Annotated in this window: 22 protein-coding genes; 18 read left to right on the top strand and 4 right to left on the bottom strand. The window is 73.4% G+C overall.

Going from position 1 to position 20642, the window contains the following annotated elements; genetic code table 11:
• Nucleotides 1-283: 283 nt before the first annotated feature.
• Nucleotides 284-541: a hypothetical protein gene (locus V7E45_RS12285; protein ID WP_333774158.1), complete on the bottom strand. Its 258-nt coding sequence runs from the start codon at nucleotides 539-541 to the stop codon at nucleotides 284-286.
• A 281-nt stretch (nucleotides 542-822) separates the two neighbouring features.
• On the opposite strand from V7E45_RS12285, the gene V7E45_RS12280 reads away from it, so the two are divergent.
• The 4 genes from V7E45_RS12280 to V7E45_RS12265 all read left to right on the top strand — a co-directional run bounded on the left by V7E45_RS12280 (nucleotide 823) and on the right by V7E45_RS12265 (nucleotide 3567).
• A complete protein-coding gene (locus V7E45_RS12280) occupies nucleotides 823-1080 on the top strand; it encodes an SCO2583/SCO2584 N-terminal domain-containing protein (RefSeq protein ID WP_333774157.1) in 258 nt (85 codons plus the stop codon).
• Nucleotides 1081-1264: 184 nt separating this feature from the next.
• Complete coding sequence (gene htpX, locus V7E45_RS12275) at nucleotides 1265-2185, top strand: zinc metalloprotease HtpX (protein ID WP_020939607.1); 921 nt, start codon at nucleotides 1265-1267, stop codon at nucleotides 2183-2185.
• A 2-nt stretch (nucleotides 2186-2187) separates the two neighbouring features.
• Nucleotides 2188-2772: a PspA-associated protein PspAB gene (gene pspAB, locus V7E45_RS12270; RefSeq protein ID WP_333774156.1), complete on the top strand. Its 585-nt coding sequence runs from the start codon at nucleotides 2188-2190 to the stop codon at nucleotides 2770-2772.
• A gap of 54 nt (nucleotides 2773-2826) precedes the next feature.
• Entirely contained in the window at nucleotides 2827-3567 is a 741-nt protein-coding gene (locus tag V7E45_RS12265) for an alpha/beta hydrolase (RefSeq protein WP_333774155.1), read from the top strand.
• A gap of 28 nt (nucleotides 3568-3595) precedes the next feature.
• On the opposite strand, the gene V7E45_RS12260 is transcribed toward V7E45_RS12265, so the two are convergent.
• Nucleotides 3596-4963, bottom strand: coding sequence for a DUF2252 domain-containing protein (locus V7E45_RS12260; protein ID WP_333774154.1), 1368 nt, complete (start codon nucleotides 4961-4963; stop codon nucleotides 3596-3598).
• Between the two features lie 210 nt (nucleotides 4964-5173).
• Here V7E45_RS12260 and V7E45_RS12255 point away from each other — a divergent pair, with 210 nt between their 5' ends.
• Nucleotides 5174-6355: a winged helix DNA-binding domain-containing protein gene (locus V7E45_RS12255; protein ID WP_333774153.1), complete on the top strand. Its 1182-nt coding sequence runs from the start codon at nucleotides 5174-5176 to the stop codon at nucleotides 6353-6355.
• A gap of 105 nt (nucleotides 6356-6460) precedes the next feature.
• On the opposite strand, the gene V7E45_RS12250 is transcribed toward V7E45_RS12255, so the two are convergent.
• On the bottom strand, nucleotides 6461-6775 hold the full coding sequence (locus tag V7E45_RS12250; RefSeq protein WP_333774152.1) for a hypothetical protein: 315 nt from the start codon (nucleotides 6773-6775) through the stop codon (nucleotides 6461-6463).
• Between the two features lie 165 nt (nucleotides 6776-6940).
• On the opposite strand from V7E45_RS12250, the gene V7E45_RS12245 reads away from it, so the two are divergent.
• The 9 genes from V7E45_RS12245 (at nucleotide 6941) to V7E45_RS12205 (ending at nucleotide 15400) form a co-directional block, all read left to right on the top strand.
• On the top strand, nucleotides 6941-7309 hold the full coding sequence (locus V7E45_RS12245; RefSeq protein ID WP_333774151.1) for an arsenate reductase family protein: 369 nt from the start codon (nucleotides 6941-6943) through the stop codon (nucleotides 7307-7309).
• Between the two features lie 120 nt (nucleotides 7310-7429).
• On the top strand, nucleotides 7430-8191 hold the full coding sequence (locus V7E45_RS12240; protein ID WP_333774150.1) for a hypothetical protein: 762 nt from the start codon (nucleotides 7430-7432) through the stop codon (nucleotides 8189-8191).
• Between the two features lie 358 nt (nucleotides 8192-8549).
• Nucleotides 8550-9581, top strand: coding sequence for a glutamine synthetase (glnII, locus tag V7E45_RS12235; protein WP_333774149.1), 1032 nt, complete (start codon nucleotides 8550-8552; stop codon nucleotides 9579-9581).
• 167 nt (nucleotides 9582-9748) lie between these two features.
• Nucleotides 9749-9871 (top strand): hypothetical protein, encoded by a 123-nt coding sequence (locus tag V7E45_RS12230; RefSeq protein ID WP_333774148.1) that lies wholly within the window; start codon nucleotides 9749-9751, stop codon nucleotides 9869-9871.
• Between the two features lie 118 nt (nucleotides 9872-9989).
• Nucleotides 9990-10586, top strand: a complete 597-nt coding sequence (locus V7E45_RS12225) for a winged helix-turn-helix domain-containing protein (RefSeq protein ID WP_333774147.1) — start codon at nucleotides 9990-9992, stop codon at nucleotides 10584-10586.
• A gap of 67 nt (nucleotides 10587-10653) precedes the next feature.
• Nucleotides 10654-11700: an SDR family oxidoreductase gene (locus tag V7E45_RS12220; RefSeq protein WP_333774146.1), complete on the top strand. Its 1047-nt coding sequence runs from the start codon at nucleotides 10654-10656 to the stop codon at nucleotides 11698-11700.
• Nucleotides 11701-11731: 31 nt separating this feature from the next.
• Nucleotides 11732-13003 carry a sensor histidine kinase gene (locus V7E45_RS12215; protein WP_333774145.1) on the top strand — a complete coding sequence of 424 codons (1272 nt, stop codon included), beginning with the start codon at nucleotides 11732-11734 and terminating at the stop codon, nucleotides 13001-13003.
• Nucleotides 12988-13641, top strand: coding sequence for a response regulator transcription factor (locus tag V7E45_RS12210; RefSeq protein ID WP_333774144.1), 654 nt, complete (start codon nucleotides 12988-12990; stop codon nucleotides 13639-13641). Before V7E45_RS12215 ends, V7E45_RS12210 begins: the two co-directional genes overlap by 16 nt.
• 184 nt (nucleotides 13642-13825) lie before the next feature.
• The gene (locus V7E45_RS12205) at nucleotides 13826-15400 is read left to right on the top strand and encodes a DUF1996 domain-containing protein (protein WP_333774143.1); all 1575 of its coding nucleotides are present in this window, start codon (nucleotides 13826-13828) and stop codon (nucleotides 15398-15400) included.
• Nucleotides 15401-15512: 112 nt separating this feature from the next.
• On the opposite strand, the gene V7E45_RS12200 is transcribed toward V7E45_RS12205, so the two are convergent.
• Nucleotides 15513-15905 (bottom strand): hypothetical protein, encoded by a 393-nt coding sequence (locus V7E45_RS12200; RefSeq protein ID WP_333774142.1) that lies wholly within the window; start codon nucleotides 15903-15905, stop codon nucleotides 15513-15515.
• A 97-nt stretch (nucleotides 15906-16002) separates the two neighbouring features.
• Here V7E45_RS12200 and V7E45_RS12195 point away from each other — a divergent pair, with 97 nt between their 5' ends.
• The 4 genes from V7E45_RS12195 to V7E45_RS12180 all read left to right on the top strand — a co-directional run bounded on the left by V7E45_RS12195 (nucleotide 16003) and on the right by V7E45_RS12180 (nucleotide 20620).
• A complete protein-coding gene (locus tag V7E45_RS12195; RefSeq protein WP_333774159.1) occupies nucleotides 16003-16530 on the top strand; it encodes a tetratricopeptide repeat protein in 528 nt (175 codons plus the stop codon).
• Nucleotides 16531-16588: 58 nt separating this feature from the next.
• Nucleotides 16589-18511, top strand: coding sequence for a hypothetical protein (locus V7E45_RS12190; protein WP_333774141.1), 1923 nt, complete (start codon nucleotides 16589-16591; stop codon nucleotides 18509-18511).
• A 148-nt stretch (nucleotides 18512-18659) separates the two neighbouring features.
• The gene (locus V7E45_RS12185) at nucleotides 18660-19574 is read left to right on the top strand and encodes a metal-dependent hydrolase (protein ID WP_333774140.1); all 915 of its coding nucleotides are present in this window, start codon (nucleotides 18660-18662) and stop codon (nucleotides 19572-19574) included.
• Entirely contained in the window at nucleotides 19574-20620 is a 1047-nt protein-coding gene (locus V7E45_RS12180) for a PDR/VanB family oxidoreductase (RefSeq protein ID WP_333774139.1), read from the top strand. The genes V7E45_RS12185 and V7E45_RS12180 overlap by 1 nt, the downstream gene beginning before the upstream one ends.
• The last annotated feature ends 22 nt before the right edge of the window (nucleotides 20621-20642 follow it).

Genomic DNA, 20642 nt, shown 5'->3' with positions numbered 1-20642 from the left:
CCCCCCCCCCCCCCCCCCCCCCCCCCCCCCCCCCCCCCCCCCCCCCCCCCCCCCCCCCCCCCCCCCGTTCGGGCGCGCTTCCACCGGGCTCGCCCCGGGGGGTTGCCATTGGGTGATGCGGTGGGGCCGGGCGGTGACAGCCGGTGTGACGGGCCTCCTCGCCGCGGCAGTGGCCACGGTGCCGCGGCAGTGGCCACGGTGGCATCCGACCGGGACGCCGAGGGCCGCCACCCGGGAGCGAATCTCCGGGTGACGGCCCTCCGCCGTGCTGGTGCCGGCCGGGTCAGCTCACCACGACCACCACGACGGGCACGTTGTTGAAGCCGTTGTTGAAGCCGTTGTTGAAGCCGTTGCGGAAGAAGTCGTTGCGGTTGAAGCAGTTGCTGCCCCACCAGTCGTTGTAGTAGCAGCCTCCGCCGGTGTGCACCTGGGCCGGGGTTGCCGCCGACGCGGCGCCTGCCGTACCGATCGCGGCTCCGCCGGCCATCAGGACGCCGACGGCGGACAGGGCGGCCAGGCGCCTCACGCGGTGTGCATTCATGGATCCACCTTCCTTCCACCCCTCGTGCGGCTTTCCGGGCGGGCACGAGACGGATGGCCGCGACCTCGGAGCGAAGAGTCCGGCGCGGTCGTAGGGGTGCCGCACGGGTGTGTGAGAAGCAGGGCAGACGACTTCGGGCACCCTGCGGTGCGGCTCTCACCTGTAAACGATAACCGTCGGGCCACCCCCCAGCATCTCGGGCAACCGCCGCCGCTTCCCAGACTTCCTACTCTCGGGGGATCATCCTCCTGGCTCCGCCCGACGAGAGAGGTTGAACGGGGATGACTGAACAGGACGACTGGGAGCGCGAGTTCGACCACAGGTGGGCGAACTCCGCGGAGCACAAGGAGCCCTCCGCCCGGGCCCGGATGCTCGCCGCCCGCTGGAAGGACAGCCCGCCGGACCCGGCGCCGTTCCGGGCCGACCCGGACCCGGTGCGGCCGCGGCGGTCGTCGTGGGTGTCCACGGCCGTCGTGCTCGGCTGTGTGGCCGCGGTGATAGTCCTGCTGGGCTACGCCCAGCTGCGCTCGCCCTACTGAGCCGATCCTACTAATCGGCTTAGGAGCCCCCGGGGCCGCCGGACGCGTGGAGGGCCGTGCGGTGGCCCCCGGGGCCGCCCACCGGGAGCTTTTGCCGCCCCTAGGGGGGTTCGGGACCACCTCATGGCATGCGGCAGGTGCACACTGGAGTCGGGACGAGTGCCTGACTGCGGGGTGATGCAAGATGCGGAGCCGCTTCCGGAGCGACCGGCGTCTGACCGTGCGGATGACGGTCACGCTGTTCCTGCTCGGGCTTCTGTACGTGGCCTTCGTCGCCGCGTTGATCGTGCTGCTGAAGTCCTGGCTGCTGGTCGTGGTGCTGGTCGGGGCGATGTTCGTGGCCCAGTTCTGGTACTCCGACCGTATCGCCATGTTCGCCATGCGCGGGCGGGTCGTGGAGCGCGAGGAGTATCCCGAGCTGCACGCGGTGGTCGACCGGCTGTGCGCGATCGCCGACATGCCCAAGCCGGTGGTCGCCGTGTCCGACATGGGCATGCCCAACGCGTTCGCGACCGGGCGCAATCCCGACCACGCCGTGGTCTGCGTGACCACGGGCCTGCTGCGCCGGCTGGAGCCCGCCGAGCTGGAGGGCGTGCTCGCCCACGAGTTGTCGCACGTGGCACACAAGGACGTCGCCGTGATCACCATCGCCTCGTTCCTCGGCGTGATCGCGGGTCTGATCGTACGGTTCGCCTTCTACTCGCAGCTGTTCGGCGGCGGCCGCAGGGACCAGAACACCGCCGTCGTCTTCGTCACCGTCATCGGCGTCTCCGCGGCCGTGTACGCGATCAGCTTCCTGCTGATCCGCGCCCTGTCCCGGTACCGGGAGCTGGCGGCGGACCGGGCGGCCGCGCACCTGACTGGGCGGCCCTCGGCGCTGGCGTCGGCGCTCACCAAGGTCTCCGGGGACATCGCCCGGATCCCGACCGAGGACCTGCGCACCGCCCAGGCGTTCAACGCCTTCTACTTCACCCCGGCGACCGGCAAGGAGCCCGGCATCGAGCGCTTCTTCTCCACCCACCCCACCCTGGAGCAGCGGCTCGACCAGCTCGGGCGGATCTCCGCCGAGCTGGGCGAGGCGGCCGCGCCCGGGAAGGCGGGCTGAGGATGGGGCTGCTGGACATCCTGCTCGGCCGCACCAGACCGGTCGCGCCCGATCTGGACCAGCTGTTCGCCCTGCCCTCGGCGGCGGTGACCCTGGAGGCGGCGGCCGGGTTCACCCCGACCGGGGTGGGCGCGGTGTGCTTCGCCACGGTCGAGGGCGCGGCCTTCGAGCAGACCCACCGGGAGGTGCAGGCCCTGCTCGACGCGGACGCCGACCGCACCGGGCCCCCGGTGGAACTGACCCAGGACGGCTACGGCTACTCCTGGCTGGTCTCCCGGCGCACCCCCGGCCAACTCCCGCAGCTCGTCAACGACCTGCACGCGGTGAACAGCTCGATGGAGATCAACGGCTTCGGGCCGCAGCTCCTGTGCTCCCTCGCCGCCTTCGAGGACGAGCGCGGACGCCGCCTGGGCCTGGTCTACCTGTACAAGCGCGGCACCTTCTACCCGTTCGCGCCCCTGTCCGGCACCGCCGAGCGCCGGGACAGCGCCCTGGAGCTCCAGGTGAAGGCGGCCCTGGCGAGCGACCTCAGGACCGAGCAGGACCTGAGCCGCTGGTTCCCGGTGTGGGGCGCCCCCGGCCTGTGACCCGCGCGGCCCCCGGACCGCCGCCCGGTCCGGCGGCTGTGGGTGAATGGGCGCATGAGCGAACCCCCGTACCCGATGAAGGAATTCACGCACGCCCACGACGGCGAGCGGCTCAGCGCGGTGAGCGCGGGTCCTCCCGGGCGGGCGACCGTCGTCCTGCTGCACGGCGCGGGCAACGGCTGCAAGGAGCGGCTGCTGCCGCTGCTCGCCGACGTCGCGGCGCACGGCGGTCACGGGCTCGCCTTCGACTTCTCGGGGCACGGCGAGAGCACCGGCGCGCTCGCGGAGCTGAGTCTGCGGCGGCGGTTCGAGCAGGCGGTGGCGGTGGTCGACGCGCACGCCCCGGCCACCGGTCCGCTGGTGCTGGTGGGGTTCAGCATGAGCGGGCAGACGGTCGCGGACCTGGTGCGCCACTACGGGCGCCGGGTGGCGGCCGTCGGCCTGTGCGCACCGGCCGTGTACGCGTCCGCCGCCTGGGCGGAGCCCTTCGGCACGGGCGACGGGCGGTTCAGCGAGGTCATCCGCACGCCGGACGGCTGGCGGGACTCGCCCGCGCTGACGGCCCTGCGGTCGTACGAGGGCCGGGCGGTGCTGGCGGTCCCGGGCACGGACGCCGTCATCCCGCCGGAGGTGACGGACGCGGTGCGGGACGCGCTCGCGGCCCGCGCCCGGTTCACGCGCCTGGAGTTCCCGGCCGCCGGGCACCGGCTCGGCCAGTGGTTCCACGACCACCCGCGGGACCGGCGGGAGTTCGTCACCGCGCTGCTCGACGGGGCGGCGGACCCGACCGGGTAGGCGCGCGGTCCGTCCGAGCGGTACGCGGTCACACCCCGGGCTCCGCCGTCACCACGCCGGCCGCGATGGCCGCGCCGAGGCCGGCGTGGTCGTCGGCGGTCAGGTCGGCGTAGGTCAGGGCGAACTCGGCCACGGCGCGGTCGAACCCGCCGGAGCCGCCGAGGTAGGCGGCGATGGCGATGCGGTCGCCGGAGCGGGCGTGGGCCCGGGCCAGGGTGGTGCCGCACAGCCGGGCGTAGCCGAGCAGACCGGCCGGGCCGAGGCCGGTGACCTCGACGGAGTCCTTCGTGTCGCGCAGCCGGCGCCAGTAGAAGGCGCGGCCCTGCGGCCCGCTCATCCAGCCGAGGAACAGATCCGGGGCCGCCTGGAGCAGCCGCTGCCCGGTCACCACCCGGTGCCCGGGATGGACGTACGGCCCGCTCGGCAGGTGCGCCTCCAGGACCGAGGTCCGAGCCTCCTTGATCTGCAGGAAGAGCGGGTCGTCGGCGTCGCGCCCGGCGAGCAGCACGACGAAGCAGCGCATGCCGACGCCGCCGACCCCGACGACCTTGCGGGCGGCGTCCACGAAGCGGTAGCGGTCGAGGAGGTGGCGGCGTTCCTCGGTGAGCGTGGAGCGGTAGTCGCTGAAGGTCTTGCGCAGGGAGGCCATGTCCGCGGGTCCCGCGGGTTCGAGCAGCGGCGGGTCGTGGACGATCCGGCGCCGCCCGTCGATCACCTCCGTCAGCTCGCCCAGCGCCCGGAGGCTGGTCCGGCGGCGGGCGCGGGTGAGGCTGGAGCCGTGGCGGCGCCGGCGGGCGGCGGAGCGGACCAGGGGCAGCAGGCTGTCCGCGTCGACCCGCTCGTGCCAGACGGCCAGTTCCCCGAGGCCGGCCAGCCGGCGCATGGTCGTGCGGTAGCCGGTCACGGCCGCCCGGGCCGCCTCGCGGGCCTTCGCGCGGCTGTGCCCGTTCTCCAGGGCGGCGACGGCGACGCCGGCCGCGAGCCGTTTGACGTCCCATTCGAAGGGGCCGGGGAAGGTCTCGTCGAAGTCCCGGAGGTCGAAGAGGAGGGCACGCTCCGGGGAGGTGTACAGGCCGAAATTGAGCGGGTGGGCGTCGCCGCACAGCTGCACGACGAGCCCGGTGTGCGGCTGGGCGGCCAGATCGGCGGCCATCACCGCGGCTGCCCCGCGCAGGAAGGACAGCGGTGAGGCGGCCATCCGCCCGTACCTGACCGGCCGCAGCTCGGGCAGCCGGTCCCGGTCCTGCCGCTCCAGCGTGGCGACGGGGTCGGGCCGGTCGGCGGAGGGCTGCCAGAGGGCGTGCGCGGAGCGGGGCACGTCCTTGCGGGCCGCCCGGCCGTGCCGGGCGCGGTCCTCGGGCGTGCCGCGCCGGGCGCGGTCCGCGTCGGTGGTCATGGGGCTGCTTCTTTCTGCGGTTCCGCGGTTCGCGGCTCCGCGGCTCCCGCGGCTCTCCGCGTCTGCCGTCACCTCCTGCTGGTCCTGCTGGCAGTGAAGTCCGCCGGGGCGGGCCCCCGCACCCGGAGTACGGCGAACGGGTGACGGGACGGGCTGTCGGTGGTGTCTGCGATGCTGCGCTGCGGGCAGGGTGAGCGACAGGAGGTCGGCATGGCGGACGGACGGCGGCACATCGGTGTGGCGGAGCGGCGGGCCCGGCTGGCCCTGCGCCACCGTCTCGCGCCCCCGGCCCGGGCGGCGGCCCCGGAGGAGGTCGCGGACTCGCTGGTGGCCCTGCACGGCTCGGACCCGGCGACGGTGTACCTGGCGGTGGCCGCCCGGCTGGCCGACCCGGCGAAGGCGGTACCGGAGACGGAGCGGGCCCTGTACGAGGACCGCACACTGGTCCGGATGCACGGCATGCGGCACACGGTGTTCGTGTTCCCCACCGGGCTGACGGCCGTCGTGCACGCCTCGACGGGCCTGGCGGTCGCGGCCCGGGAACGCGCGTCGCTGGTCAAGGACATGGCCGCGGCCGGCGCGCCGGACGCGGCCTGGCTCGCCGAGGTCGAGGCGGCCACGCTGGCCGCGCTGGCCCGGCGCGGCCAGGCGACGGCGGCGGAGCTGACGGCGGACGAGCCGCGGCTGCGCGAGCGGTTCGCGTACGCACCGGGCAAGAGCTACGAGGGCGTCCACACGGTCTCCTCCCGGCTGCTGCGCGTGCTCGGCGTGGAGGGGAAGGTGGTTCGCGGCCGCCCGCTCGGCTCCTGGACGTCGAGCCAGTTCCGCTGGGCGCCCGCCCCCGAGCATCCGGAACTCGACGTGGCCGGGGCGCAGTCGGCCCTGCTGGAGCGGTGGCTGCGGGCCTGCGGGCCCGCGACCGAGGCGGACCTGAAGTGGTGGACCGGCTGGCGGGTGACGGAGGTCCGCCGGGCGCTGTCCGCGATCGGGGCGCGCGAGGTGTCCCTGGACGAGGGCACGGGTCATGTCGCCGCCGGCGACGAGGGTCCGGTCGAGGCGCCCGGGGAACCCTGGGCCGCGCTGCTGCCCGGTCTCGATCCGACGGCGATGGCCTGGCAGGGGCGCGACTGGTACCTGGACCCGGAGCTGCGCCCGCTGCTGTTCGACCGCAGCGGCAACGTGGGTCCGACGGTGTGGTGGGACGGCCGGGTGGTGGGCGGCTGGGCGCAGCGGCCGGACGGTGAGGTCGTCTGGCGGATCCCCGAGGCCGGTGTGCGCCGGGAGGCGGAGGCCGCGGTGGCGGCGCAGGCGGAGCGGCTGCGGGCGTGGCTGGGGACGACGAGGGTGACGCCCCGGTTCCGGACCCCGCTGGAGCGCACTCTGTCGGCATGAGGAACGCCGGCATGAGGAACGTCGGTACGAGAAACGTCGGCGCGAAGAACGTCGCCTGCGGAACCGGGTGCCCCGCACCGGCAGGGGGCACCCGGTTCCACCGGTTCAGCGTGAGTAGCGCATGAACGCCCGCACCATGTGGCACGTCGTGGCCGACGGCGGGTGCACGCCGAGCCGCTCCGCGGTGCTGCGGATCGTCTCGTCGCGGGCCTGGGCCGGCAGGTAGACGCCGGAGTCGAGCAGGGCGATGGCCAGGCGCATGGCCTTCAGGCGCCGGTTGTGCGTCACGTACCACTCGCGCGGCCGGCCGGCCGGCAGCGGGGACTTCTCCGCCGGCGCGTAGGGCGAGTCGAGCCGGACGGGACGCTTGGCGGTGGACTGGGTCGGCAGCGGCTTGGTCGTCAGGGCGGCAGCGGGCACGGGCATCCTCCTGTCGCGGTCAGGGCACCCACCGGACGGCTCCGGCGATGCCCTCGAACACTGCTTCTATTCTACGACCCACCACTGACAAAAGCCCCTGGCCACAAGGGCTTTCGGGGCTGCCGTGACGCACGTGGAGAACGGGTTTCGCGTACCGTGTGCGGCATGGAAATCTGGATCAACCCGGCCTGCTCGAAGTGCCGCAGCGCGCTCACCCTGCTCGACGCCGAGGGGGCGGACTACACCGTGCGCCGCTATCTGGAGGACGTGCCGAGCGAGGACGAGATCAGGGCCGTGCTCGACCGGCTCGGGCTCGAACCGTGGGACATCACCCGGACCCAGGAGGCCGCGGCCAAGGAACTGGCCCTGGGAGACTGGGCGCGCGACGAGAGCGCGCGAAGCCGCTGGATCACGGCGCTCGCCGAGCACCCCAAGCTCATCCAGCGCCCCATCATCACGGCCGACGACGGCACCGCCCTGGTGGCCCGCACCGACGAGGCGGTCCAGGAGGCTCTCACCCGCGGCAAGAGCTGAGCGCCGCTCAACTCGGCTGTGACACAGGTTACTTCGATGAACTCCCGCAACCGCTGAGTAACCCCGTTCGGGATCTCGTACATAGCGGCGTACGCTCCCCTACCTCTTCAGGAGGCGCGCATGTCGCGCAGGAGAACTCTCGGCACGAAGAAGAAGATCGCGCTGCTCGTCAGTGCCGCGGCGGTGGCGGGCGGCGGGGCCTTCGCGCTGGCGTCGACCTCGAACGCCGCACAGCCGCAGAACGCCCGGACCCTGTCCGCCGGGGACTCGACCGTCTGCCAGGGGCTGGCCACGGCCCACGGCAACAACGACCGGTTCATCGCGGACCAGAAGGCGAAGCCGGACGCGCAGTCGGCGGCCCGGATCGCCAACCGCGAGGCGGTCATCAAGCAGATCGAGGTCCAGCAGAAGGCTGCCGGATGCACGGTTGGGGAGTCGGCTCAGGGCTCCCAGGCGGCGCAGAACGGCAACGCGGGCCAGCAGGGCAACGCGAACCAGCAGGGCGGCGCCGGCCAGAACGGCGGCAAGGGCACCGGCAACGGCAACGCCCAGGGCAACGCCAACGGCAACCAGCAGGCGGGCGGCGGGCAGGCCGGTGCCGCGGGGAACGCCGGCGGCGGTGCCGCGGCCTCCGGCCAGCAGGTCTGCAAGGGTTCCACGGTCACGCTCTCCGGCGAGGCCGGCGCCCCGGCCGCCTCCAGCAACCAGTTCCCGGCGGGGACGACGCTGAAGGTCACCAACCTGGACAACAACAAGTCCACGACCGTGAAGGTCACCTCGGTGTCCGGCAGTTGCGTGCTGCTCAACAACGCCGCCTTCGAGCAGGTCCGCGAGCCGGGCAAGTTCCTTATCCGGCGTGCCGTGATCGAGAAGGTGGGGTGAGACCGGGCCGGACCGGCAGGGCACGGTAGCGGGCACGCCGTCTCGGCCCCGGCGCAGAGGTGAGCCGGGGTCAGGAGGAACAGACGGCGTGCCCGGCCGTGGCCGGCGACCGTGCGGGGGTGGCGGTCGCCGGCCCCTGCCTCGCCCGGGTCGGCGCCGGCCCGGTGCGCGCCGGCCCTGTGCCCCGCCGTGTGAGTCGCGGCACAGGAGCGCCAGGTAACACGGGGTTCACATGCGGGCAATGGACGGGAAACGGCCTGTTGACAGGCTGCGCGGCAGATCGAGCGGTGCCCAGGTGCCGCAGCGCCGCAGCACCCGCACCGAGTGCGCCCGACACACCTCCTAAGGATGTGGCCCCGTGACCTTCAAGGCTGAGTACATCTGGATCGACGGCACCGAGCCGACGGCCAAGCTCCGTTCGAAGACGAAGATCATCACGGGTGCCTTCGCCGGTCTCGGCACGCTGCCGATCTGGGGCTTCGACGGCTCCTCCACGAACCAGGCCGAGGGGCACTCCTCGGACCGTGTGCTGCGGCCGGTCTTCTCCTGCCCGGACCCGATCCGCGGCGGCGACGACATCCTCGTCCTGTGCGAGGTCCTCGACATCGACATGACCCCGCACCGGTCCAACACCCGGGCCGCGCTCGCCGAGGTCGCCGAGCGGTTCGCCGCGCAGGAGCCGATCTTCGGCATCGAGCAGGAGTACACCTTCTTCGACGGCTCCCGTCCGCTGGGCTTCCCCGAGAACGGCTTCCCGGCCCCGCAGGGCGGCTACTACTGCGGTGTCGGCGCCGACGAGATCTTCGGCCGCGACGTCGTCGAGGCCCACCTGGACAACTGCCTGAAGGCGGGGCTCGCCATCTCCGGCATCAACGCCGAGGTCATGCCCGGCCAGTGGGAGTTCCAGGTCGGCCCGGTCTCCCCGCTGGAGGTCTCCGACCACCTGTGGGTGGCCCGCTGGCTGCTGTACCGCACCGCCGAGGACTTCGGTGTCTCCGCGACGCTGGACCCCAAGCCGGTGAAGGGCGACTGGAACGGCGCGGGCGCGCACACCAACTTCTCCACCAGGGCGATGCGCGAGGGCTACGACGCGATCATCACCGCGTGCGAGTCGCTCGGCGAGGGCTCCAAGCCGCTCGACCACGTCAAGAACTACGGCGCCGGCATCGACGAGCGCCTGACGGGCCTGCACGAGACCGCCCCGTGGGACAAGTACACCTACGGCGTCTCCGACCGCGGCGCCTCGGTCCGCATCCCGTGGCAGGTCGAGAAGGACGGCAAGGGCTACATCGAGGACCGCCGCCCGAACGCCAACGTCGACCCGTACGTGGTGACCCGCCTGCTGGTGGACACCTGCTGCGCCGCGCTGGAGAAGGCCGGCCAGGGCTGATCCGCACCGCTTCCCCGGAGGGGCGCCCGCCACGACGGCGGGCGCCCCTCCGTCGTACCCGGGTGGCCGGCACCGCGTCGACCGCGTGTCCGGGCAGGCGTCCAAGAGGTGAGACAAGAGGTGCGAGGAGGCTCCTGCCGGGGGTCCGCGTCTGCTTCAATGGCCCCATGGCCAGCTTCGAGAACCGCATCGCGACGGGTCGCCATGACCTGGAGCCGTTCTGGCCGTCCCGTCAGCACCACGACTTCGACCGGGTGTGTTGCCGCGCGCTGTACGCGCGGGCCCTCTGAAGCCGTACCCCCGGCCTCCGGCCAGCGCGGAACGACGTACGTCCCCCGGCGCCCCCGACCACGAATCGCGGCCGCCGCACCTCCCGACGAACTCCTCGCGCGAAAGAGCTGACCTCTCATGGCGACCACCCGTTCCCTCTCCCCCACCGCCCTGCCCGCCACCGCCGCGGCCCCGGCACACCCCGCACGCCACCGGCTGCGGGCCGTCGACCGGGACGAGGTCGTCGACGTGGCCGACCTGCTCCCGCCCGGCGCCACCTGGCTGCCCGCCCCCGAGCACACCCTGCCCGCGCTCCCCGGCCGGCCGCCCATGGTCGGCTACCTGGTGCTGGTCCCGGCCGACCAGCGGCTGCCGTTCCCGCCGGTCGCCGTGCCGGACGCCCCGGTGACGGACGGCCACGCGGGCACCCACGAGGACACCGACCCGCTGGTGCGGATCGACCCCGTGCGGCGCACCGCGAGCGTCGACGGGACCGAACTCGACCTCACCTACCTGGAGTTCGAGCTGCTCGCGCACCTGGTGGCGCACCCGCACCGGGTGCACACCCGGGACCAGCTGGTCACCACGGTGTGGGGCTACGGCCACGTGGGCGACGGCCGCACGGTCGACGTCCACATCGCCCGGCTGCGCCGCAAGCTGGGCGTCCAGCACCGCCAGTCGATCCAGACGGTGCGCCGGGTCGGCTACAAGTACACCCCGCCGACCGGGCGTTGAGCAGCTCCGTCTGCCGTCGGCAGACGGGCCTTCCGTCCCCGGGGCCGCACCCGGCAGGCTTCCCGGCATGAGACTTCTGGTGCTGGGCGGTACGGAGTTCGTGGGGCGGGCCGTCGTGGCGGCGGCGCTCGATCGCGGCTGGGAGGTGACCGTCTTCCACCGGGGCCGGCACCTGCCCCCGGCCGGGGTGCGGTCGCTGCGCGGCGACCGCACCGCTCCCGGCGGGCTCGCCGCGCTCGCCGGGAACGGTGACACCTGGGACGCGGTGGTCGACACCTGGTCGGCGGCGCCGCGCGCGGTGCGGGACGCGGCACGGCTGCTGCGCGGCCGCGCCGGGCGGTACGTGTACGTCTCCAGCCGGTCGGTGTACGCCTGGCCCTGGGCCCGGCGGGCCACCGAGGACGCCCCGCTGGTCGAGGGCGCCGCCGCCGGCGCCGGCCCGACGGACTACGCCCGGGACAAGCGGGGCGGCGAGCTCGCGGCCCTGGAGTCCTTCGGCGAGGACGGCTCCCTGCTGGTCCGGGCCGGACTGATCCTCGGCCCGTACGAGAACGTCGGCCGGCTGCCCTGGTGGCTGACCCGGATCGCCCGCGGCGGCCCGGTCCTGGCGCCCGGACCGCGCGAGCTGCCCGTGCAGTTCATCGACGTGCGCGACCTCGCGGGCTGGCTCCTCGGCGCGGTACGGCGGGAACTGAGCGGGCCGTACGACGTGATCGGACCGCCCGGCCACACCACCATGGGCGAGCTGCTGGAGAGCTGTGTGCGGGTCACCGGAGCGGACGCGGAGCTGCGCTGGACCGACCCGCGGGTGATCCTGGCGGCCGGTGTGGAGCCGTGGACCCACCTTCCGGTGTGGGTGCCGCCGGACGGCGAGATGTACGAGCCCGTCCACCGCACGGACGTGTCACGGGCGCTGGCCACCGGGCTGGTCTGCCGTCCGGCCGGTGAGACCGTCGCGGACACCTGGGAGTGGCTCACCCGGATCGGCGGTGAGGCCCCGCGGCGGCCGGACCGCGCCGGGGTCGGTCTGGACCCCGAGGTGGAGGCGAGGGTGCTCGCGGCGGCCGGGGGTGTACCTGGCACCACCTCGCAGGAGGGGGCTCCGGGCCAGTGAACCCGCTGCCGGGGTCGGCCAGACTGAGCGCATGAACACCGACACGAAGAGCGACGTCGTCCGCGACCGTATACGGGAGGTCGTGCTCGCCGCCGTACGGGGACTCGTGCTCGCACTGGTGATGCTGCCCCTGTCCATCCTCTGCCTCGTCCTCAGCCTGGTGTCCATCGCGTTCGTCCCGCTCGGCCTGGGCATCTTCACGACCCCCGCGATCCTGGGCGGGGTGCGGGAGTTCGCGGACGTCCGGCGGCGGCTCTCGGACGAGTGGTGCGGGATGTCGATCCGGTCGGCGTACCGGCCGGTTCCCGCGGACGCCAACCCCTGGACCCGTACCGTCATGCTGCTGTCCGACCCCGCGACCTGGCGGGACCTTCGCTGGCTGGCCGTCGACATGACGGCCGGGTACGTCACCGCGCTGCTCCCGGCCGTCCTGCTCTTCTACCCCTTCGAGGGCTTCGCGGTGGCCGCCGGCCTGTGGCGGGTGCTCGCGGACGGCGGCACCTACTGGTACGGCTTCGTGCCGGTCACCGACCAGCCGTCCGCGCTCGGCGCGGCCGCGACCGCCGTCGTGCTCCTCTTCGCCGCCTACCACCTCACCCCGCGGCTGCTGACCGCGCACTTCCGGCTCACCCGGGCCCTCCTGGGCGGCGGCCGGGAGGAACTCACCGAGCGGGTGCGGGTGCTGACCGAGACCCGGCGCGACGCGGTGGACACCTCCGCCGCCGAGCTGCGCCGGATCGAACGGGACCTGCACGACGGCGCGCAGGCCCGGCTGGTCGCGATGGGCATGGACCTCGGGACGATCGAGATGCTGCTCGACAAGGACCCGGCGCAGGCGAAGCGGCTGCTCTCGCAGGCCCGCCGGAACTCCGTCGAGGCCCTGGAGGAACTGCGCGACCTGGTCCGCGGCATCCACCCGCCGGTGCTCGCCGAGCGCGGCCTGGGGGACGCGGTGCGGGCGCTGGCGCTGCGGCTTCCGGTGCCGACGGAGGTCACCGTGGAGCTGTCCGGCCGCGCGGACGCCCCCGTGGAGTCGGCCGCCTACTTCGCGGTGAGCGAGGTGCTCACCAACGCCGTCAAGCACTCGGGCGCCGACCGGATCTGGGCCGACCTGCTGCACGCGGAGGGCATGCTGCGGGTCACCGTGACCGACAACGGCAGGGGTGGGGCGGCGGTCGGGGCCGGCACCGGACTCGCCGGGATCGAGCGGCGGCTCGGTACATTCGACGGCGTCCTGGCCGTCAGCAGTCCCGCGGGCGGCCCCACCCTGGTGACCATGGAGATTCCGTGCGCGTTGTCCTAGCCGAGGACCTCTTCCTGCTGCGTGACGGGCTGGTCCGGATGCTGGAGGCCTACGGCTTCGAGATCGCGGCGGCCGTCGAGTCGGGACCCGAACTGGACGCGGCGCTGGCGCGGGTGCGGCCGGACGTCGCCGTGGTCGACGTGCGGCTGCCGCCCACGCACACCGACGAGGGGCTGCAGTGCGCGCTGCGGGCCCGGCGGGAGCGGCCGGGGCTGCCGGTGCTGGTGCTCTCCCAGCACGTGGAGCAGTTGTACGCCCGCGAGCTGCTGGCCGACGGCAGCGGCGGGGTGGGGTACCTGCTGAAGGACCGGGTGTTCGACGCCGACCAGTTCGTGGACGCGGTACGGCGGGTGGCCGCGGGCGGCACGGCGATGGACCCGCAGGTGATCCAGCAGCTGCTGTCGCGCCGGGCCGCCGACGACCGGCCGCTCGGCAACCTCACCCCGCGGGAGCGGGAGGTGCTGGAGCTGATGGCGCAGGGCCGCTCGAACGCGGCGATCGCCGGCCAGCTGGTGGTGACGGAACGGGCCATCGCCAAGCACACCTCCAACATCTTCACCAAACTGGGCCTTGAGGTGTCGGACGATGACAACCGGCGCGTTCTGGCGGTGCTCGCCTATCTGGACCGCGACCGCTGAAGCGGCCGGAGTTTTGGCGAACTTCCGCTGCTCAGGGGCACGTTGAGGCCCCTGTGACGCTGTGGGTCCGTAATGAATTCCTGTGACCGGTGAACACCCTGGAAGCGGCGTCCGTATGGAAGGGCGCCGCTTCACTCCTGTCGGGCGCCTCGATGCTGCCCCGCAAGGAAGTCAGAGGAGTTCCATGGGACGCAACACACGAAAACGCCGTACGCCGCTGGCCACCAAGGCCATAGCCGCATCGGCGGCCCTAGCGCTCGGTGGGGGCGGGCTGATCTGGGCGAACTTCTACGCCTCGGCGCACGAGTCGAACCACCAGTCGTGGGGAGGCAACCAGACCAAGGCAGCGACGGCGCAGGTCGCCACGATCTCCTGCCCGGACGTGGGCCAGAAGCTCACCAACGTGCCGAACCAGGCCCGTACCGAGGTCGCCGGGGAACTGGCCAACCTCGACCGGCAGATCACCGACGCCTACCAGCGTCTGGCGACCACGCGGGACGCCCAGGCCCAGGACGCGAGTTTCGTTCAGAACTCCATCCTGCAGCCGCTGAAGGACCGGCGGGCGGCGATCCTCGACCGGATCAAGCTGGAGATCACCCGCGTCGGCGGCACCGCGCCCGGTGACCTGAGCGTCCTCGCCTCCTGCACGGCGCAGAACGCCAACCAGACCACCGGCGGCCAGCAGCAGAACAACACCGGCGGCCAGCAGCAGAACACGGGCGGTCAGCAGCAGCAGACCGGTGGCCAGCAGCAGAACAACACCGGCGGTCAGCAGCAGGGCAACGCCGGTGGCCAGCAGCAGGGCAACGCGGGGCAGCAGCAGAACATCGGCGGGCAGGCCGGCAACGGCCCGGTGGCGGCGGACTTCGTCGACATCACCAAGGTCCAGCCGAACGTGCCGGCCAAGCCGCGCCGCAACGGCAACGCGTCGACCGGTACGTTCACCACGCGGTGCGGGGTGAACGCCAACAAGAACCACAACACCGACAACGTGATCGTGGCGCCCGGCGTGACCAACGGCGCGCACCACCTGCACGACTACGTCGGCAACCAGAAGGTCAACGCGTTCTCCAGCAACCAGACGTTCCTGCAGGGCGGCACCAGTTGCCAGAACCGCAGCGACCTGTCCTCGTACTACTGGCCCGTGGTCCGCGTCCAGGACGGCTCGCAGGACTTCGACCAGAACAAGGACGGCGGCGGCAAGGAAGGCAACGTCGGCAAGATCCTGACGCCGGTGTCGGCGCAGATCAAGTACGTCGGCAGCCCGACCTCCAAGGTCGTCGCGATGCCGCAGTTCCTGCGCATCATCACCGGTGACGCCAAGACCACCACCAACGGCCTGGCGAACGCCAACGCGCACTGGAGCTGCACCGGCTTCGAGAACAAGGTCCAGCTGACCACGCAGTACCCGATCTGCCCGCAGGGCAGCAAGGTGGTGCGGACGTTCGCCTTCCAGAGCTGCTGGGACGGCCAGAACGTGGACAGCGCCAACCACCGTACGCACGTGGCCTTCGCCGACGCCAACGGCAACTGCCAGAACGGCTTCAAGGCGATCCCGCAGCTGACGATGCGCCTGGTCTACAACATCACCCCGCCGGCCCTGCAGAACGGCCAGGTGAAGAACGCCTACGCGGTGGACGGCTTCCCGGAGCAGCTCCACAAGCCGGCCACGGACCACGACGACTTCATCAGCGTCACGAAGAACGGCCTGGCGAACCGGATCGCGAACTGCGTCAACCGCGGCCAGAACTGCGCCTGACCGGCCGCACGAGCCGGACCGGCCGGACCAGCCGGACGGACGGTCGCGAACGAGGAGGAACGAAGCGGGCGGTGGGAGTTCCCACCGCCCGCTTCCGTGTCCGCCGGCGTCCTCAGCCCTGGTGGGCGTGGTGGTTCGTACCGATCTCCACGTCGCCGCCGAGCGTGCCCCGCAGCGCCTTGACGACCCCGTCGTCGCCGACGGCGACCCACTTGCGGCCGACGAGGTAGTACCCGCCGTAGTCCTTCGCGTCGTTGATCCACTCGCGCTGGCCGCGGTCGGTGGCGAAGGTGGCGAGGATGAACCTGCCGTCGGTGTTCCGGCAGATGGCCTGGCGGATCTCGTCTGCGTCGGTCTGCATGTTCGGCTTGCACTTCACCTCGGCGGCCAGGCTCTCCAGACTGCCCGTGGCGGTGGGCGGCACCGGTTTGGTGTCACCGCCCGCACCACAGCCCGCCAGCGTCAGCGCCGCCGTGGCCCCGATCATCAGTCGCGTCAACCTCATCCGATCCTCCGGTCCCGGTGGGCCAAGCATGCCCCAGTCCCCTCGGATACGGCTCCCGCGCACGGTGTGCTCAAATCCGGTGACCCCGTGCGTACGGATGTGCGAGGGTGGCCCGGTGAACCAGGACTGGGAAGACCGCGTGACCGCCGCTTGGGCGACTTTCGACGACTATCCGGAGGAGCGCGCCCACGAGTTCCGCGCGTTGATCGACGAACTGGCCGCCGAACTGCCGGACGGCAGCCCGCTCGGCCCCTTCGAGCGGGCCTGCGCCTGGGATTCGACCGGCCACTCGGACCGGGCGGTGCCGCTGTACCGCGAGGCGCTGGCGGGCGGTCTGAGCGAGGTCAGCGGCTACAAGGGGCGGCGGGCCAAGATCCAGCTCTCCAGCTCGCTGCGGAACATCGGCGAGGCGGAGCAGGGCGTCAAGCTGCTCACCCCCGAACTCGACGGGCCGTCGGACGAGTTGGACGACGCCGTACGGGCCTGCCTGGCCCTGTGCCTGTCCAGTCTCGACCGCGACCGCGAGGGACTGTCCCTGGTGCTCGGCGCCCTCGCCCCGCACCTGCCGCGCTACCAGCGGTCGATGGCGAACTACGCGCGCGCCCTGGTGGAGCCGGTGGACTGAGCCGCCCCGGTCACCCGCCCAGCGGTGACCAACCTACGCCTCGCTCGTTCAACCGGATGTGCAGTCACAGGATGTAGCCCAGCGTCACGCACCCGCCTCCTCCGGCGCCACCGGCCCGGTCGTCGACGTCGAGCAGGCCGAGGCCGCGCTCGTCGAGCACTACCCACGGCTGGTCCGGCTCGCCTACCTGGTGCTTCCGCCCGGCCTCGGCCGCGGCCGCCGGGTGCTGACGGCACACGCCCTCGCCCAGCGCGCGCTGCCCAGGGGCCGCAAGCAGACGGCCGTGATCCCGGCCCAGTCCACGGGCCGGGAGGGCGACCCCGGATACGCGTTCGTCCGCCTCCGGGTGCTGCGCACCGCGCTCGGCGCGTCCGGCACCCGCAAGGGCCGGCCCAGGTTCGCGCACCGGCCGCCGCTGCTGCCCCAGGTGTGGGGCCTGCGGCTGTTCCCGCGCTCCGGCGGGGCCGATGAGCTCGCCCTCGACCAGCGGCTGTCCGCCCTGTCCGGGCCGGCCCGGGCCGCCTATGTGCTGCGCGGTCTCGAGAAGCTGCCCGACACCGACGTCCGCCGGGTCCTGAAGGCCGCCGGGGTGCAGCACCCCGAGTCGGCGCTGGCGGAGGCCAACGGGGTGCCGGCGCAGGACGCGCTGCTCTCCTCCCCCGAGTTCGACCCCTGCTCGCTGCAGGCCCGCCCCACCGACCTGATGCGGCGCCGCCAGCACACCAAGGCCGTGCTCGCCGCGGCGGCCGCGCTCGCGGTGTGCGGGGCGCTGGTGGCCATGCCGGGCGGCGGCTGGGGCCCCGACGGTGCCGCCGCGCCCGTGTACGCGGAGAACCCGGCGGCCGAGGCGGCCCTCGACCCGGGCAAGCTGCTCCGGGCCGCCCCGGCCGCCTGGCAGTCCTCCGCCCGCACCGACTTCTCGGTGTGGCCCGCGCGCGGCCCGCTCACCGGGGACAAGGCGCTGCTGCGCCGCGCCCTCGCCGTCTGGGCCCGCCCCGGGGAGACGGTCCGTGTCTCGGCGACCCCCGGCACCCAGACCGGTGGCCCGGCCGGCCCGCCGCAACTGCTGTACGCGGGCGTGGTGGATACCGCGCGCGTGGTGATGCTCTACGACGGCCTGCGCATCGCGCGCTACGCCGAGCCCACGGAGGGCGCGACGGGCGCGGCCCTCGACTTCGCCCGGGTCGACGGCGCGACCGGCGCTGAGGCGAGCGCGCTGGTGCTGGGCCGCGCGGACGGCAACGTCCGGTATCTGACCGCGCCCTGGGTGACGAAGGCCGCCGAGCGGAACCTGATGAAGCCGGAGGCGGCCGCGACCCCGCTGACCCTCACCGACGGCGTGACGACACCGCTGGCCAGCCCCGCCCTGCAGCCGGGCGGCTGCACCTCGTGGAACGTGCTCCAGGTGACCGACGCCTCCGGCACCCGGCTCGCCACGGACCTGGGTGAGCTGGTCCCGGCCCATCTCACCGCCGGGCGTCCGGGCGCCGCCACGGAGGCGAGCGGCGTGGACGGGCTGCGCGCCTGGGCGCCGTTCGCCTGCTCGCTGTCGACGGAGCGCTCCGCGGGGGTGCGCAGCGTCAACGCCTGGGGGTTCGCTAACCAGACGCTGCCCGACGCGGGCGGCGCGGGTCAGTGGGTGTGCACCAGGGCCGAGACCTGGCGCGGTGACGGCGCGATCGCGCTGGCCCAGTTCCGGACGCCGGGCGGGCCGGTCGGGGCGGTCGTGGCCAAGGGCACGGACGTGGCGGACTGCGGTCCGCGCGGCCCGCACGTGCTGGCCGGCGTGCTGTGGAAGTCCCGGACCGGCGCGTGGTACCTGCTGGCGGCGGGCGGTCCGGACACCGCGTCGGTCCGCGCGGCCGGCGGGGTCACGGCGTCCGGGCGCGGCGCGCTGCTGGCCGTGCGGGCGACCCAGGGGGCGCGGGCCGATCTGAAGGGCACGCTGGCGGACGGCCGGCGGATCACCGGACTGCACTAGGGCCTGTGGTGAAAGTGGCCTCGTCGCCCGAAGGGCGGCCGCCGAGGACCACTTTCGCCACTTTCACAACAGCCCCTAGCTGACACTGGCGTCAACAAGGGCCCGTCGAGGGGTTCTCAGGCGGTCTACCCGTCAGTACATTGACGCCATGTCTCATAAGCAGGCCCGGCCGGTGGAGTCCGAGCGCATCCCGCTCAAGGCCCGCAACGTGTCCTTCTCCTGGCAGGACACCCCGCTGCACTGGGTGCCCGGCGACCCGTTCACCACGCACACCATCAACGTGCTGCACCTGCTGCTGCCCGCCGGCGAGCGGTGGTTCGTGCACGTGTACAAGCAGGTGCTGCCGCTCATCCGGGACGACCGCCTCCGCGCGGACGTCCTCGGATTCATCGGGCAGGAGGCCATGCACTCCCAGGCGCACGACGAGGTCCTGCCGCACCTGAGGGAGCAGGGGCTCGACCCGACTCCGTACACCGCGCAGGTCGACTGGTTCTTCGAGAAGCTGCTCGGCGACCGCACCCTGCCGCCGGGCCGGGCCCGCCGCTGGTGGCTGCTGGAGCGGGTGGCGCTCATCGCGGCCATCGAGCACTACACCGCCTTCCTGGGCGACTGGGTGCTCAACGCGGCGGAGCTGGACCGGCGCGGAGCCGACGCGACCATGCTGGACCTGCTGCGCTGGCACGGCGCCGAGGAGGTCGAGCACCGCTCGGTCGCCTTCGACCTGTTCCTGCACGTCGACGGCGACTACGGGCGCCGGGTGCGCACCTGGGCGGCGGCCTTCTCGGCGCTGGTGTTCCTGTGGCAGCGCGGGGTCCGCTTCTTCATGGCGAACGACCCGATCCTGACCGGCGCGAAGCCGTCCCTCGCGGGCTTCCACCGGCGCGGCCGGCAGGGCACCCTGCCCGCCACCGGGGACATGCTGAGGTCCATCCCGCGCTATCTCAGCCGCGGTTACCACCCCTCCCACGAGTGCTCCACCGCCCAGGCCGTCGCCTATCTGGCCGCCTCGCCGGCCGCGCTGGCCGCGCAGCAGGCGGAGCGGCCCGGCGAGGGGGACGCGTGATGCCGAAGCCGCGCACCCTCGTCCTGCTCGCCGGCGCCGCCCTGCTGGCCCGGCGGGCCCTGCGCCGCCGGGTCGGCGACTCCCCGCTGTGGCCGCTGCCCGCCCTCGACCCGCCGGTCTCCGGCCGGCCGCGCGCGCGGACGCGACTGCTGCTCACCTCCCACGAGACGATCGCCGACGGGGTCGTGCGGCTCCGTCTCGAGGGCGCCGGTCTGCCGGGCTGGGAGCCCGGTGCGCACCTCGATCTGGTGCTGCCCTCGGGTCTGGTGCGGCAGTACTCGCTGTGCGGTGACCCCGAGGACACCTCGTCCTACACGGTCGCCGCGCGGCTGGTCGAGGACGGCCGGGGCGGCTCCCGCGAGGTGCACGAGCAGCTCACGGAGGGCATGGAGCTCGAGGTGCGCGGGCCGCGCAACCGCTTCCCGCTCGTCGCGGCGCCGTCGTACGTCTTCGTCGCCGGCGGGATCGGGATCACGCCCGTCCTGCCCATGCTGCGGGCGCTGCCGGACGACGCCGAGTGGCGGCTGCTGTACGGCGGGCGCAACCGGGCCTCGATGCCGTTCCTCGCGGAGGTGCGCGAGCTCGCCGGGGACCGGCTGACGGTGGTGGCCGAGGACGAGGACGGACGCCCGGACCTGGCCACCCTGTTCGCGGACGCGGCCGAGGGGACGGCCGTGTACTGCTGTGGTCCACCGGGCCTGACGACCGCGGTCGAGGAGGCGCTGCCCCGGGGCGCCACCCTGCACGTGGAGCGGTTCGCGCCACGGGCCGGGGCCGGCGGCGAGACGGAATTCGAGCTGGAACTGCGCCGCAGCGGGCGCACCTTGACGGTCCCCGCGGACTCCACGGTGCTGGCCGCGGTGCGCCGCGCGCTGCCGGACACCGCCTACTCCTGCGAGCAGGGTTTCTGCGGCACCTGCCAACAGCGCGTGCTGGAAGGGGAGATCGACCACCGGGACGAGCTGCTGACGGACGCGGAGCGGAGCGATTCGATGCTGATCTGCGTCTCCCGCTCCCGGAGCGATCGGCTGGTGCTCGACATGTGATCACGAACGGCCGGATTCGATC

The sequence above is a fragment of the Streptomyces sp. IBSBF 3136 genome (assembly GCF_036815105.1).
Taxonomy (GTDB): Bacteria; Actinomycetota; Actinomycetes; order Streptomycetales; family Streptomycetaceae; genus Streptomyces.
The sequence above is the reverse complement of the archived record's forward strand: the minus strand, read 5'-3'. Positions and strand labels throughout refer to the sequence as shown.

Excerpts from the sequence above, each read along its gene's own strand:
- V7E45_RS12265 (WP_333774155.1), top strand. The coding sequence starts at position 2,827 with ATGAGCGAACCCCCGTACCCGATGAAGGAATTCACGCACGCCCACGAC.
- V7E45_RS12205 (WP_333774143.1), top strand. The coding sequence starts at position 13,826 with ATGGGACGCAACACACGAAAACGCCGTACGCCGCTGGCCACCAAGGCC.
- V7E45_RS12180 (WP_333774139.1), top strand. The coding sequence starts at position 19,574 with ATGCCGAAGCCGCGCACCCTCGTCCTGCTCGCCGGCGCCGCCCTGCTG.
- pspAB (WP_333774156.1), top strand. The coding sequence starts at position 2,188 with ATGGGGCTGCTGGACATCCTGCTCGGCCGCACCAGACCGGTCGCGCCC.
- V7E45_RS12225 (WP_333774147.1), top strand. The coding sequence starts at position 9,990 with ATGGCGACCACCCGTTCCCTCTCCCCCACCGCCCTGCCCGCCACCGCC.
- V7E45_RS12280 (WP_333774157.1), top strand. The coding sequence starts at position 823 with ATGACTGAACAGGACGACTGGGAGCGCGAGTTCGACCACAGGTGGGCG.
- V7E45_RS12230 (WP_333774148.1), top strand. The coding sequence starts at position 9,749 with ATGGCCAGCTTCGAGAACCGCATCGCGACGGGTCGCCATGACCTGGAG.
- V7E45_RS12285 (WP_333774158.1), bottom strand. The coding sequence starts at position 541 with ATGAATGCACACCGCGTGAGGCGCCTGGCCGCCCTGTCCGCCGTCGGC.
- V7E45_RS12195 (WP_333774159.1), top strand. The coding sequence starts at position 16,003 with ATGTGCGAGGGTGGCCCGGTGAACCAGGACTGGGAAGACCGCGTGACC.
- V7E45_RS12255 (WP_333774153.1), top strand. The coding sequence starts at position 5,174 with ATGGCGGACGGACGGCGGCACATCGGTGTGGCGGAGCGGCGGGCCCGG.
- V7E45_RS12185 (WP_333774140.1), top strand. The coding sequence starts at position 18,660 with ATGTCTCATAAGCAGGCCCGGCCGGTGGAGTCCGAGCGCATCCCGCTC.
- V7E45_RS12220 (WP_333774146.1), top strand. The coding sequence starts at position 10,654 with ATGAGACTTCTGGTGCTGGGCGGTACGGAGTTCGTGGGGCGGGCCGTC.
- V7E45_RS12215 (WP_333774145.1), top strand. The coding sequence starts at position 11,732 with ATGAACACCGACACGAAGAGCGACGTCGTCCGCGACCGTATACGGGAG.
- V7E45_RS12240 (WP_333774150.1), top strand. The coding sequence starts at position 7,430 with ATGTCGCGCAGGAGAACTCTCGGCACGAAGAAGAAGATCGCGCTGCTC.
- V7E45_RS12260 (WP_333774154.1), bottom strand. The coding sequence starts at position 4,963 with ATGACCACCGACGCGGACCGCGCCCGGCGCGGCACGCCCGAGGACCGC.
- V7E45_RS12200 (WP_333774142.1), bottom strand. The coding sequence starts at position 15,905 with ATGAGGTTGACGCGACTGATGATCGGGGCCACGGCGGCGCTGACGCTG.
- htpX (WP_020939607.1), top strand. The coding sequence starts at position 1,265 with ATGCGGAGCCGCTTCCGGAGCGACCGGCGTCTGACCGTGCGGATGACG.
- V7E45_RS12245 (WP_333774151.1), top strand. The coding sequence starts at position 6,941 with ATGGAAATCTGGATCAACCCGGCCTGCTCGAAGTGCCGCAGCGCGCTC.